Origin of the sequence: Rhodococcoides corynebacterioides (assembly GCF_019834675.1) — a bacterium.
Taxonomy (GTDB): Bacteria; Actinomycetota; Actinomycetes; order Mycobacteriales; family Mycobacteriaceae; genus Rhodococcoides; species Rhodococcoides corynebacterioides_A.
The window spans coordinates 178,888-192,481 of sequence record NZ_JABUBU010000002.1; the positions used below are offsets into that span (position 1 = coordinate 178,888).

The window sequence follows — 13,594 nt, forward strand, 5'->3', positions numbered from 1 at the left end:
GCCCCGCTCACCGGCCGCGCCGGTGGTGAGCGAGGGCCGTCGGGCGTCGCTGCGGGTCGCCGCGCTGTACGCGGGCGGGTTCCTCGGGCCGTTCGGCGGCGGTGTCGTGGCCTCGATGCTGCCGGAGATCGGCGGTGACCTCGGCGTGTCGACGGGCACCGCGTCGTCGTCGCTCACCGCGTATCTGCTGCCGTTCGCGGCGGTCATGCTCGTCTCGGGGACGCTCGGCGCGCGGTGGGGTCGGGTGCGGACGGTGCGCTGGGCGTACGCGCTCTACGCGGTGTCCTCGCTGGCCTGCGCACTCGCGCCCACGCTGGGCCTGCTGCTCGGCGCTCGCGCGGTGCAGGGCGTCGCCAACTCGTTCACCACTCCCCTGCTCTTGGCGGCCCTGGCCGCGGTCACCCCGCGCGAGCGCCTCGGGCGCGTCCTCGGCACGTTCGGCGCCTGCCAGGCGGCCGGTCAGACCAGCGCACCCCTGGTGGGCGGGCTGTCCGCCGAACTCGACTGGCGGCTGTCCTTCGTCGTCCTCGCGGTGGTGTCGGTGGCGCTCGGCGCCGCCGGACTGCCCGGCGAGGTCGACGACGACCGCGCCGCCGAGCGGGGGGAGCCGGCCGGACGGCTGCGCGACGCGCTGACCCTGCCGGTCCTGCGGGTGGCCACGGTGGCCTTCCTGGGCTGGGGCGCCCTCGGCGGCCTGAGCTTCCTCGTCGCCTTCCGCGGCGAGGACACCTTCGGGCTCACCGCCGCGCAGCGCGGACTGCTGCTGACGGTCTTCGGTGTCGCCGGCATCCTCACGGCGCGGCGCGCGGGCGGGCTGATCGACCGGTGGGGTGCCCGCCGGACCATCGTCCTCGCCGCCCCGGTGGGCGCGGCGGCAGTGCTCGTCGCCGGCACCGTCGACGTACTGCTGGTGGTGGCGCTGGTGTGGGCCGCGGCCGGCGTCGCCTCCCAGATGATCCTGGTCGGGGTCAACACCGCGGTGCTGGGCTCGGCCGGCGCCAATCGGGGCGGTGCGGTGTCCGTGGTGCAGTCGTTCCGATTCTTCGGCGCGGCCGCCGCCCCGCTGGCGCTGACGCCTCTCTACGCGGTGCATCCGCACGTGGCGTTCGTCGTCCCGGCGCTGCTGCTGGGCATCGCCGCGCCCCTGCTCGTGCTGCGCGGGACCCGGCGGTGAGCCCCGCCACCCCCGCGGGGTCCGACGAGGGCGCCCCCTACCCTGTTTCGGTGACCGATTCGACCGCACTGGACGACCGACTGCGGCTGCTGTCGTTCGCCACGGCCGAGAAACGGCTGGACTACCTGCGGGTTCTCCGCGCGTTCGACCACGCCCGGTCGGGATACGTGGTGCTCCTGCACGCCGGGGACGTCGCGGGCATCCTGGCGCGCACCGAGCCGGACGCGGCGTTGGTCGCCGCCGATATCGGCCCCCTGCTCGAGCAACTCCACGCCTGGGGCGTCCTCGAACGCAGCTACGACGGCTCCCGCGCCGCCACCCTCGCGGAGTACCGCAATCGGCACTACGTCTATCAGTTCGGCCAGGTCGGCTACCACGCCTATCGCGCGGTGGAGGACGTCGTCGCCGCGCGGGTCGACGACGCCGCGTTGTCCCGGCTCGCACTGCCCGACCTGCTCGCCGACCTCGCGGGTCTGGCGGCGGCGAACCGGGCGGGGGACGCCGACCGGGTGCACCGCACGTTGCGTCGCCTCGAGTCCGCGCTCGACGACATGGCCACGCGCGCGGCGCACTTCTACCTCTCCCTCGGCGACCTGGTGCGCACCACGGACGCCACGCCGGCGTCCTTCCTCGCGCACAAGGACGCTCTCCTCGCCCACATGCGCGAGTTCTCCTCCGACCTCGCCCGGTACGCACCGAAGCTCGCGGCCGCCATCACCGCCGTCGAGGAGTCCGGCACGGAGGCGATGCTCGACCGCGCCGCGGACAGCGACGAGCGGGTGTTCCTCTCCCGCGACGACCGCCGCGCGGACCGGGCGGCGCGCTGGGCCGGTCTGGTGCACTGGTTCTCCGCCGAGGACGGCACGGCGGAGGTCGACCGACTGCGCGAGGGCACGACGATCGCCATCGCGGCCGTGCTGTCGCTGCTGCGGCGCGTCACCGAGAGCCGCCGGACCGGCGTCAGCCGTGAGTCGCAGTTGCGCCATCTCGCCGGGTGGTTCGCCGCCGCGCCGACCGAGGACGCGGCGCACGCGCTGTTCGACGCCACGTTCGGGCTCGGTCGGCCGCGCCACCTGTCGATGGCGCACCCCGACGCCGAGGTGATCCCCGACCACCGCTCCTGGTGGGACGCCCCGCCGGTCGAGATCGCGCGAACCCTCGCCGAGACCGGACGAGCCCCCGCGGCCGGGGCGCCGGCGCGTGTGCACCGCAACGACGCCGGACTGCGGCGGCTGCGCGACCGCCAACTCGACGCGCAGCGCCGCCGGTCCGAGGCCGCGGCCGCACTGGGTGCCGGTGTCGACGGCCGGGTGCTCGGTCCGGAGGAGACGGACGTCCTGCTGTCCCTGCTCGACGCGGCCCTGGGCGCCCGCGTTCCCGTGTCGGGGCGTATCGCCGCCACCACGGGGACCGAGGGCGCGACGTTCCTCACCCTCGCCCCGCACGAGCGGTCGACGGTGGTGCGCACCCATCGGGGGGTGCTCCACCTCGACAAACTGGCCGTCACCGTCGCCCGGCGCGAGCGCGGAGGTGCCCGATGAGGGTGCATTCCGTTCCCGATCTCGCCCTGGACAACTACCAGCGTGCCGTCCGGACGGTGCTGTCCCACCACCTGATCACCCGGACCTACCCCGACCGCGTCGCCTTGCCCCTGGTGCGGCGGTGGGCCACCGAACTGCGCGAGGACCTGCTCGACGCGTTCGGGTACCGGCTCGAGGTCACCGAGACCACGGCGCGCGTGCATCCGGTGGTCGACCGGCTGGACGCCACCCGCCCCGCCCGCACGGCCGCCGACCGGGTCTTCGACCGTCGTCGTTACGCGTTGACGGCCCTGGTCCTCGCCGCGCTCGGTCGCGCGGGCGATCAGGTGACCCTGTCCGAGCTCGCCGACGCGGTCGCCGCCGAGGCGCGCCGCGTGGTCGGCATCGACCTCGACACCGACCGCGCGGCCGACCGGGACGCCTTCGTCGACGCGGTCTCCTGGCTGGCCACCCGCGGCGCCATCACCATCGCCGACGGTGACGCCGGCGGCTGGGCCCGCGACCCCGACGCCGGGGAGGCGCTGTACGACATCGACCCCGGGATCGTCGCCGCGCTGTTCCGACCCGCGCGGCCGATCCAACACCTCGGCGGCGCGGCGGGCCTGCTCGCCGACCCGCCGCGCGACGCGGCCGACCGCGCCCGGCGCGCGCGGCGCGCCCTGGTGGAACGCCCCGTCGTGTACGGCGCGTCGGTCGAGGAGAACCTGCCCGACGCTCGGTCGATCGCGGACGTGGCGCTGCTCACCGGTCTGACCGCGGAACGCCGCGCCGAGGGTGTCGCGCTCATCGACACGTCGGGGCGGCTGTCCGACGTGCGCTTCCCGTCCACCGGGACGGTCGCGCAGGTCGCGTTGCTCCTGGCCGGGGAGATCGCGGACCGGGTGCTCGACCCCGACGGCGAGCCGCTGCCCCGCGTCGCGGTGACCCTCGACCGCACCGCGGACCTGGTCGCGGCCCTGGACACGGCCGTCCCCGCCGGCGGCGTCTTCGAGACGCTCGTCGACGAGCCCGATCCGGAGGTCGACCCGGACGACGAGCCCGCCGCACCGACGCTGCACCCGGTGGTCTCCGATGCGTGGCTCGACGCGACCGTCGACACCCTCGTCCGCACCTACGGACGCACGTTCGCCGCCCAGTGGACCGCGGACGCGGCCGGGTTGCGGCGCGAGGCACTCGCGCTGCTCGCCCGACTCGCTCTCGTCGCGCCGGTCGACGGCGGCGTCGCCGCGCTGCCCGCGCTGGCGCGGTACCGCGGCGTGGTGGTGACGGTGCGCGAGCACCCGGCCGCCACCGACCTGTTCGCATCCGCACGCACGGAGGATCTCTCGTGACACGCAGCACCCGCTTCCGCCCCACGCGCGCGGGCATCGTCAACCTGTGGGACTACCGGGACCAGGAGTTCTCCTTCGCCGACGGACGGCTGGTGCTGCGCGGGCCCAACGGGTCGGGCAAGACCAAGGCCCTCGAGGTGCTCTACCCCTTCGTTCTCGACGGCCGCATCGAACCGCGTCGCCTCAACCCCTTCGCGGGCGAGGAACGCACCATGAAGTCGAATCTGCTGTACCGGGGCCAGGATTCGGCCCACAGCTACGTGTGGATGGAATTCGGCCGCGGCCGCGCCGACGACCCCGAGTGCGTCACCGTCGGCATCGGCATGCGCGCCACGCGGTCGGTCGACAGGGTCACCCGGTGGTACTTCGTCGTCGACGGCCGGGTGGGCGTCGACTTCTCGCTTCTCGGGGACGACGATCGGCCGCTCACCAAGAAGCAACTGGCCGAGCAGATCGGTACCGACGCCATCGTGGATCGGCCGATCGACTACCGCGCCGCGATCGACGCGCGGATGTTCGGTCTCGGCGCGGAGCGGTACGACCAGCTCATCACCCTGATCCTGACGTTGCGCCGTCCGCAGCTCGCGAAGAACCTCGATCCCAAGGGCCTGTCGCGCGCCCTGTCTGACGGCTTGCGCCCCCTCGACGAGCACCTCGTCCTCGATGCCGCCCGCTCGTTCAGCGACATGGAGGAGGTCGGCCGGGCGCTCGAGGGCATCGCCGAGGCGGACCGCGCCGCGGCGTCGTTCCTCGGGGTGTACGGCCGCTACCTGTCCGTGCAGGCGCGCACCGACGTCGACCAGGTGCAGCGCCGCCTGGACGCCGTCGACCACGCCGTCACCGCACTCTTCGCCGCGCGAGCCCTGCAGGAGCGGCGCCGGGCCGAGCGAGAGGCCGCCGAGCGCCGGTTCGACGAAGCCGACCGCGCCCTCGACCGTGCTCTGACCGACCAGCAGACCCTGCAGCGATCCTCCGCCTACGAGGGCAAGCAGCAACTCGACGACCTCGCCGACGCCGTCCGTCGGCTCGAGATCTCCACCCAGCAGCAGGCCGAGAAGGCGGTCCGGGCGCAGGAGGCCGTCGACGGTCGTCGCCGGGACGCCGAGGCCGCGGCCGAGCGCGCCCGCGAGGTGGCCGCGGTGATCGCGCGGGCGGAGGACGAGCTGACCGCCGCGGCGGAGGACGCCGGCATCGCCTGGACGGCTCTGCCCGCCGATGCGCGGGTGGACCGCATCACCGCCGCCGTCCGCGGTCACGCGGAGGAACGCGACGCCGACGTCCGGGCGGTGCGGGCCGCCGTGCTGCAGGTCGACCGGGCGACGGCCGAACGGACACGGGCGGAACGGGCGGTCGAGCGCGGACGGGACGACCGTGATCGCGCGCTGGCGGCCGTCCGCGACGCTGAGGCCACGGTCGCCGCGGCGCGCGCACGATGCGCCGGCGAGTTGCGCTCCTGGTGGACCGAGGCCTCGCGCGTCGTCGACGACCCCGGCGTGCCCGAGGTCCTCGCCGACGCTCTCGACGCGACCGGCGACGACGACGCCCCCTCGCTCCGCGACGCCCTGCGTGAGCGCACCCGCGACCTCACCGACGCGCTGCGGGCGGCCGACCGCGACGCGGCGCGCGACGCGGCCGACGCGCGTCGTCGTCTCGCGGAGGTCGAGGCCGACCGCGCCCGTGTCGCCGCGGAACACGACGACGCCCCGCCAGTCCCCCACACGCGCGGCCCGCGGGCGAGCGGAACCCCGCTCTGGCAGCTCGTGCGGTTCGCCGACGGCGTCGACGACGCGGTCGCGGCCGGGATCGAGGCCGCGCTCGAGGCCGCCGGCGTTCTGGACGCGCTGGTAGCCGAGGACGGTGCCGTGGACGTCGTCGGCGATACGGCACTGACCGCGCTCGACCCGGTGGACGGCCCGTCGCTCGCGGACGTGCTGGTCGTCGAGGATCACCCGGCCGTGTCGGCCGAGGCCGTGCGGCGGGTGTTGACGTCGGTGGCGCTCGGCGGCGACGGATCCGTCCGCGTGAGCGCCGACGGCACGTTCGCGCTCGGCGTCCTGCTCGGGTCCCACACCAAGTCGGCGGCGGAGTACATCGGCGCCACGGCGCGGGCGCGGCGCCGGGCTGCCCGCGCGGCCGAACTCGACGCCGAGATCGGCGAGATCCGTTCCGTCATCGAGGCCGCCGAGCGCGCCGGAACCGACGCGCGGGTCCGGCTCGACGCCGTGCACCGCTCGGTCGACCGGCTACCCGGCACGACGGCGGTGACGGCCGCGCTGCGCAGCACCGTCGAAGCCGCGGGCGCTCTGCGATCCAGGACGGCCGCTGCCGAGGCGGCCGAGCGCGATCTCGACGCGGCGGTGGCCGCGCAGTCGGCCGCCGAGAAGGCTCTGCGGACCGCGGCGGTGACGCACCGGGCGCCCCACCTCGGCCGCGAACTCGACGCCCTCGCCGCCGCGATCCGGCACTTCGAGAACACCGGGCACGCGCTGCTTCGCCACCGCGGCGACGTCGAGCGCGCCGCGGAACGCGAACGCGAGGCGGCCGCGCGGCTCGAGGAGGCCGTCGGGAACGCCGAGGAGTACGCCGAGGAAGCCGCGATCGCCGAAACCGGGTACGAGCAGCAGTCCGCCAAGCTCGAGGTGCTGCGCGAGTCGCTCGGAGCCGACGCGGACCAGATCGAGGCCGAGCTGGCCGTGGTCCGTCGCCGCATCGAGGAGTGCAAGAAGGAGCAGACCGCCGCCCGCAAGGCCGCGACGGCGGCGGGCGAGGACACGGGCGCGGCCGACGGCGCACTGCGGGCGGCGTCCGCGGAACTGACCGCGGCCATCACCGAAACCCTGGGCGACGCACGGCGTCTCGCCCCGTACGCCGAGCGGGATCTGCTCGCCGTGCTCGGGGCCCCGGCGTGTTCCTGGCCCACCAGTGAGTCCGCGTGGTCCACCCCCGACCAGGTGCTCTACCGCATGGAGGCCGCCACCCACCCCGACGACGTCCCGGACGTGCTGCCGCCCGAGGTCCGCGCTCTGCTGGACGCCCTCGTCGCCGCCACCGCCGACGTCAAGGCCACCGACTCCGCGCGCAAGACCACCCGCGGCGCACTCACCGCCGCGTTGCAGGACTTCGACGCCGGACTGGCGTCGTCGGGCCAGGACTTCCGGCTCGAGTGGGACGCCGTCGACGGGGTGACGGTGGTGCGTGTCCAGGACGAGCGCGGCCGATCCACGGTGGCGGACTTCGCGGCCCGCGTCGCCGAGGCTCGGCGTGACCAGGAGTCGCTGCTCACCGACGCCGAACGCCGCATCCTCGAGGACGCTCTGCTCACTGGTCTGGCTCAGCAGATCCACGACCGCACGGTCGACGCGCGGGCGCTCATCGCGCGGATGGGCGCGGAGATGAAGGAGCGACGGATGTCGTCCGGCTCCACCATCGGGGTCCACTGGGTTCTTGCGGACACCCTCGACGAGGAGGGGCGGGCGGTGTCGAAACTGCTCGAACGCGACAGCGCCGGCCTGGCGCCCGAGGACCTCGCCCGGATCCGGGCGTACTTCGCGGCGCGCATCCGCTCCGCGCGAGCGGCGCACCCCGAGCGCTCGTACCCCGAGATCCTCACGGAGGCACTCGACTACCGGCAGTGGCGGGTATTCGCCTTCACTCTCCTGGGCGCGGACGGATCCGAGGATCGACTCACCGTCGCACGGCACAGCGCGCTCTCCGGCGGTGAACAGTCGGTGTCGCTGCACCTTCCGCTCTTCGCCGCGGCGCACGTGATGCTGTCCTCCGCCGATCCGCACTCACCCCGGCTGCTCGCGCTGGACGAGGCGTTCGCCGGTGTGGACGACAACGGCCGCCGCGAATTGCTCGGCCTCAGTGTGCAATTCGACCTGGACCTGTTCATGACGGGCTACGACCTCTGGATCACCTACGCCGGAGTCCCCGGGTGTGCGCACTACGACCTGGCCCACTCCACCGCCGAGAACACCGTGAGCGCCGCCCTGCTGGTCTGGGACGACGGCGAGCTCCTCGCCGAACACGACGGGTCCGACCTCGCCGCCGCCCTCGGTTCCCCCCAGCGGCGGCGGGTGCCCACCCCGGTGTCGGGGGGACTCGACTTCGCGGAGGTGTAGGGCCGAGCACGGTGTGCGCCTCGACGGCTTCTCGAGCGGGAAACCGCCGACTTCCCGTTCGAGCCGCACGCCCTGCTCACGCGAGCGACCTGCGTCGGCGTCGCACGACGTCGATGATCTCCGCCGCCACGGCGTCCGGGTTCCGTAAGACGTCGTACGCGGCGTAGCGAAGGACCAGAAAGCCGGAGAGCAGGAGCGCGTTCTGCCGGACCCGATCGCGGCGGAAGACGTCCTGCGCACTGTGGAATTCGAGACCGTCGACTTCCACGATCACGCGTGCGCGCCGGTCGAGTAGATCCACCACGAAGCGCCCCACCCGAGCGTTCGCCTCGAGTCGGTATCCGCGGCCCGCAAGGGCGCGGATCAGGAGCCGTTCGGGTTCCGAGGCGAAGTTGCGTGCGGCCGTGTCGACCAGCCGACGCACACGCGCGCTGTGGCGGACGCCGCGACGTAGTTCCGCCCTGATCGCGCTCACGGTCAGGCCGGCGGCGATACACTCGTCGACGAGCTTTCCGGCGGCACCGTCGTCCAGGTCCGCGGCGCAGTCCACCACCGTGTGGGCCGGGGTGGTGACCCTGAAGTCCGACAGAAACGCCGACCGCGCCGACCCCTCCCGGGCGCGCAGCCAGGGCGGCGTGCGAGTTCGCCGCGACACGATCACGTCGACCAACTCGGGCTCCGATAGCCACCCGTACAGGTGACCGGCCGTCCTGCGGGCCAGCACGGCATCGGGGCGCCACAGTCCGACGGCGCGACAGCGATCGACGAACCCGGGATCGCCGTCACCGTAGACGCCGGGCAGGACACGGATGAAGCGGCGAGAGATGGTCGCGTCGGACATCGACGCGCGAAGCTGTGCTCGTGTCCAGAGGTGCATGCCGGTCAGGGTGATCACCGAGGCCGACCGCGAGGTGGCGTGGCGGCGCAGCCTGATTCGACCCGGGGATCGAGCACGGGTTGTGGACCGAGCGGGGTGTGCGCCTCGGCCGCGATTGCGGCGGGACACCGCGTTCACGGAGTCCGAGCCGCACGCTGTGCTCAGCGCAGCCGCACACCCAGCAGCGCGTCGACGGCGGCGGCGACCAGACCCGGCGCCGCGGTGTCGGACCCGCCGATGGTGACGGCGTCGCGGGCCCAGGCGTCGAGGGCGTCGAGGGCCTTGGGGGTGTCGAGGTCGTCGGCGAGGTGCTGGCGGACCCGAGCGACGGTGTCCTCCGCGGACTGCGCGGAGGACAGTGCCACCGCGGCCGTCCACGCCTCGAGCCGCCGCTGCGCGGTCACGAGCGTGGCGTCGTCCCAGGAGCGATCCTGCCGATAGTGGCCGGCGTAGAGGCCGAGACGGATGGCGCCGGGGTCCACGCCGGCGGCCGTCAGCTTCGACACCAGCACCAGGTTGCCGAGGGACTTCGACATCTTCTCCCCGTCGAGCCCGATCATGCCGGTGTGCACGTAGTGGCGCGCGAAACGGTCGGCGCCGGTGAGGGATTCGGCGTGGGCGGCCGAGAACTCGTGGTGCGGGAAGATGAGATCGCTGCCGCCGCCCTGCACGTCGAACCCGGAGCCGATCCGGTTCAGCGCGATGGCCGCACACTCGATGTGCCAGCCCGGACGGCCGGGTCCCATGGGCGACGGCCACGACGGCTCGCCCGGCCGGGCCGCCTTCCAGATCAGGGCGTCCAGGGGATCCCGCTTGCCGGCGCGATCGGGATCGCCTCCGCGCTCGGCGAAGAAGCGGGCCATGGTGTCGCGGTCGTACCCGGACTCGTACCCGAACTGCTCGGTGGCGTCGGCGCGGAAGTACACGTCGGGGTACTCGGCGTCGTCGACGGTGTAGGCCGCACCGGAGGCGAGCAGCTTCTCCACCAACTCGACCACCTCGGCGACCGATTCGACGGCGCCGATGTAGTCGCGGGGCGGCAGCACGCGCAGGGCCGTCATGTCCGAGCGGAACAGGTCGGTCTCGCGCTGCCCGAGGGACTGCCAGTCCTCGCCGTCGCGGGCGGCGCGTTCGAAGAGCGGGTCGTCGACGTCGGTGACGTTCTGCACGTAGTGCACGTCGTGGCCGGCGTCGCGCCACACGCGCTGCACCAGGTCGAAGGTGAGGTAGGTGGCGGCGTGGCCGAGGTGCGTCGCGTCGTACGGGGTGATGCCGCAGACGTACATGGTGGCCGTCGAACCCGGTGCGACGGGCCGCACGGCGCGGTCCGCGGTGTCGTACAAGCGCAGAGCCGGGCCTTCGCCGGGAACCGTGGGGACAGCGACATCGGGCCAGGACTGCATGGCGCCCAGCCTATCCGGTGACCGTCGGCCGACCGTTCGCCAGGCTCAGAAGGCGGGCCACGGCAGCGGCCGGGACGACGAGGGCGACGGCATCACGGGCCGCTCGACCAGCGAGCGGAGGCGACGGTGCAGGGCGTCGATCTCGGCGTCGGTGATCAGCGGGGCGAGGTCGTCCCCGAGCGCACCGCGGAGCGCACCGGACACCCGGTCCAGATCGGCGACGAGGTCCGGGCCGATCGGGTCGCCGGCCCACCCCCAGAGGACCGTCCGCAGCTTGTTCTCCCGGTGCATCGCGAGTCCGTGATCGACGCCGTGGACCGCGCCGTCGAGTCCCTCGAGGACGTGCCCGCCCTTGCGGTCGGCGTTGTTGAGGACGACGTCGAGGACGGCCATGCGGTGCAGACGCGGATCGTCGGCGTGGACGAGCACGATCTCCTCGCCCGTCTCGTCGTGGCCGCGCAGGACCGGCAGGTAACCCTCCGGCACCAGGTCGGGGCGGCAGATGTCCACCAGGTCGATGCCGTCCCCGGACTCGGGATGCCGCTCGACGGTGTCGATCCACCGCTGCACCATGCCCGGCCCGACGGGCCCGTCACGCAGCACGGTCGCGGGCACCACGTCCCATCCCAGGGCGTCCGACACCAGGTACGACGCCACCTCCCGGCCGGCGAGCGTGCCGTCCGGGAAGTCCCAGAGCGGTTGCTCGCCGCGCACCGGCTTGTAGACGCAGCGCAGCGGCGTGTCGGGGCGCTCGATCTCGCAGACGAGCGTGGCGTTGGAGGCCTGCACGACGCGGCCGACGATGGTCAGCTCGGCGCTGCGCAGCAGGTCGAGATCGTCGGGGGCGGTCAGGAGTCGTCCCCGAAGTCGGTGACGGCGGACCCGGAGACGGGTCCGCGCCGGTAGCCGTTGGTCCGCACGCACATGTGGCCGCCCGAGGTCAGCGGTTCGCCACACAGTGGGCACGGCGGGCGCCCGGCGGCGATCACGCGCTCGCTGCGCGCCGCGAACTCCCGCGCCTGTTCCGGGCTGAGGAAGACGCGCACCGCGTCCGGGCCCTCGTCGGTGTCGTCGAGGACCACCGACTCGTCGATCTCGGTCTCGGTGATGGCGAGCAGTTCCACCACGACCGCCCCGGCGTCGGCGTCCCAGCCGAGGCCCATGGTGCCGACGCGGAACTCGGCGTCGACCGGGGTGACCAGCGGGTCGATGTCGGAGGGGTCGGTGTCCGACGGCGGCACCTCGGCACCGAAGCGTCGGGCCACCTCGTCGAGCAGCAGACCGACCCGGTCCGCGAGCACCTGCACCTGCTGCTTCTCGAGCGCCACCGACACGACGCGGGCCTCGTGCACGGCCTGCAGGAAGAACGACCGATCGCCGGGTTCGCCGACCGTGCCGGCGACGAACCGATCGGGAGTGCGGAAGACGTGAATCGCGCGGGACATACTTTCACCTTCCGTATCCGCGCCGGGCCCCGTGCGGGGTCACCTCCGGCGGTGATGGTGGTCTGGCGACCTCCATCGTCATTATCCGCGTGCTGTCCAGGGACGGTGGTCAGCGGCCCGTCGACCCGCCGATCACGGCGTCCGAATCGTCACCGGCTTCGTCACCGGCACCGTCGGCCGAGCCCTCGGGCTTCGGCGGCGGTGGGAGGAACTGGCTCAGGTCGCCGCCGAGGTCACCGACGCGATGGACGAACGCCCGCGTCTCGGTGTACCGGACGACGGAGATCGACGACGGGTCCACCACGATGCGCTGGAACTGGTCGAGATGCGAGCCCAGGGCGTCGGCGAGCACGGCCTTGATGACGTCGCCGTGCGTGCAGGCGACCCAGAGCACGTCGTGTCCCGCCTCGGCGGCCAGGCGCTCGTCGTGGTCCCGGACGGCGCGCACGGCGCGGGCCTGGACGTCCGCGAGCCCCTCGCCGCCGGGGAACACGGCCGCGGACGGGTGCTGCTGCACGACCTTCCACAGCTTCTCGCCGGTCAGGTCCTTGATGGCGCGGCCCGTCCAGTCGCCGTAGTCGACCTCGAGCAACCGGGGCTCCACCACGGGATCGAGGCCGCGGGCGGCGGCGAGCGGCGCCACGGTCTGCTCGCACCGCAGCAGCGGTGACCGCACGATCGCGCCGAGCGGGAGACCGTCGAGCCGGTCGACGACCTTCTCGGCCTGCCCCCGTCCGAGCTCGTCGAGTTCGACGCCCTCGGACCGGCCGGCGAGCGTACCGGCGGTGTTGGACGTCGAACGTCCGTGCCGCAGCAGGATGACCGTCATGGGACCAGCCTAGGGATCGCCCGTCAGGTCGCCGCGACGGTCCCCGTGGCGAGCAGGGCCATCACGAGAAGACCGAGCACGATGCGGTAGCCGACGAACCAGTTGAGCGAGTGGTTCTCCACGAACCGCAGCAGCCACGCGATCGACGCGTACCCCAGCCCGAACGCCACGAGCGTGGCCACCAGCAGCTGCGCCCCGGACGCCTGCAGGCCCTCCCCGGACGGGGAGAACGCGTCGGGCAGGGAGAACAGGCCCGACGCGGTGACCGCGGGGATCGCGAGCAGGAAGGAGAAGCGGACGGCGGCGGGTCGCGTCAGCCCCAGGAAGAGGCCGGCACTGCTGGTGGCGCCGGACCGCGAGACACCGGGGATCAACGCCAGGCACTGGGCGAGACCCATGACGAGGCCGTCACGGGTGGTGAGCTTCTCGATCGGACGACGTTGCGACCCGACCTTCTCGGCGATCGCGATGACCAGCGCGAAGACGATCAGCATCGTGGCCACGAGCCAGAGGTTGCGGGCGCCGGTGCGGATGGCGTCCTTGAAGACGAAGCCGATGACGCCGATCGGGATCGTGGCGAAGATGACGTACCACCCCATGCGGTAGTCGAGATCGCCGCGATGGGACCGGTCGGTCAGCCCGCGGAACCACGCCCGCACGATGCGGACGATGTCCTTGGCGAAGTAGAGCAGCACGGCCGCCTCGGTGCCGAGCTGGGTGACGGCGGTGAACGACGCGCCGGCGTCGTCCCCGAAGAACACCTCCGACACGATGCGCAGGTGTCCCGAGGAGGAGATGGGCAGGAACTCCGTCAGTCCCTGGACGGCCCCGAGCACGAGGGCCTGCAGCCAGGACATGGATTCGGCGATC

10 protein-coding genes are annotated in these 13,594 nt (G+C 73.5%); 4 read left to right on the top strand and 6 right to left on the bottom strand.

Annotation, left to right across the window (positions count from 1 at the left end; all coding sequences use genetic code 11):
- Positions 1 to 25: 25 nt before the first annotated feature.
- From HQ603_RS05170 to HQ603_RS05185, 4 genes are all read left to right on the top strand, one after another.
- On the top strand, positions 26 to 1,174 hold the full coding sequence (locus HQ603_RS05170; protein WP_222683490.1) for an MFS transporter: 1,149 nt from the start codon (positions 26 to 28) through the stop codon (positions 1,172 to 1,174).
- Positions 1,175 to 1,254: 80 nt separating this feature from the next.
- Positions 1,255 to 2,715, top strand: a complete 1,461-nt coding sequence (locus HQ603_RS05175) for a TIGR02677 family protein (RefSeq protein WP_222683713.1) — start codon at positions 1,255 to 1,257, stop codon at positions 2,713 to 2,715.
- Entirely contained in the window at positions 2,712 to 4,046 is a 1,335-nt protein-coding gene (locus tag HQ603_RS05180; RefSeq protein WP_222683491.1) for a DUF2398 family protein, read from the top strand. The genes HQ603_RS05175 and HQ603_RS05180 overlap by 4 nt, the downstream gene beginning before the upstream one ends.
- A complete protein-coding gene (locus HQ603_RS05185; RefSeq protein ID WP_222683492.1) occupies positions 4,043 to 8,170 on the top strand; it encodes a TIGR02680 family protein in 4,128 nt (1,375 codons plus the stop codon). Before HQ603_RS05180 ends, HQ603_RS05185 begins: the two co-directional genes overlap by 4 nt.
- A 76-nt stretch (positions 8,171 to 8,246) precedes the next feature.
- Here the strand turns inward: HQ603_RS05185 and HQ603_RS05190 are convergent, their stop codons facing one another.
- From HQ603_RS05190 to HQ603_RS05215, 6 genes are all read right to left on the bottom strand, one after another.
- Entirely contained in the window at positions 8,247 to 9,065 is an 819-nt protein-coding gene (locus HQ603_RS05190; protein ID WP_222683493.1) for a DUF559 domain-containing protein, read from the bottom strand.
- A gap of 143 nt (positions 9,066 to 9,208) precedes the next feature.
- Positions 9,209 to 10,450 carry a cysteine--1-D-myo-inosityl 2-amino-2-deoxy-alpha-D-glucopyranoside ligase gene (gene mshC, locus HQ603_RS05195; RefSeq protein ID WP_222683494.1) on the bottom strand — a complete coding sequence of 414 codons (1,242 nt, stop codon included), beginning with the start codon at positions 10,448 to 10,450 and terminating at the stop codon, positions 9,209 to 9,211.
- Between the two features lie 45 nt (positions 10,451 to 10,495).
- On the bottom strand, positions 10,496 to 11,302 hold the full coding sequence (locus HQ603_RS05200; RefSeq protein ID WP_222683714.1) for an SCO1664 family protein: 807 nt from the start codon (positions 11,300 to 11,302) through the stop codon (positions 10,496 to 10,498).
- Complete coding sequence (locus HQ603_RS05205; RefSeq protein WP_068151548.1) at positions 11,299 to 11,895, bottom strand: DUF3090 domain-containing protein; 597 nt, start codon at positions 11,893 to 11,895, stop codon at positions 11,299 to 11,301. The genes HQ603_RS05200 and HQ603_RS05205 overlap by 4 nt, the downstream gene beginning before the upstream one ends.
- A gap of 109 nt (positions 11,896 to 12,004) precedes the next feature.
- Positions 12,005 to 12,724: a histidine phosphatase family protein gene (locus tag HQ603_RS05210; protein WP_222683495.1), complete on the bottom strand. Its 720-nt coding sequence runs from the start codon at positions 12,722 to 12,724 to the stop codon at positions 12,005 to 12,007.
- A gap of 23 nt (positions 12,725 to 12,747) precedes the next feature.
- Positions 12,748 to 13,593, bottom strand: coding sequence for an undecaprenyl-diphosphate phosphatase (locus HQ603_RS05215; RefSeq protein WP_222683715.1), 846 nt, complete (start codon positions 13,591 to 13,593; stop codon positions 12,748 to 12,750).
- Position 13,594 lies beyond the last annotated feature (1 nt).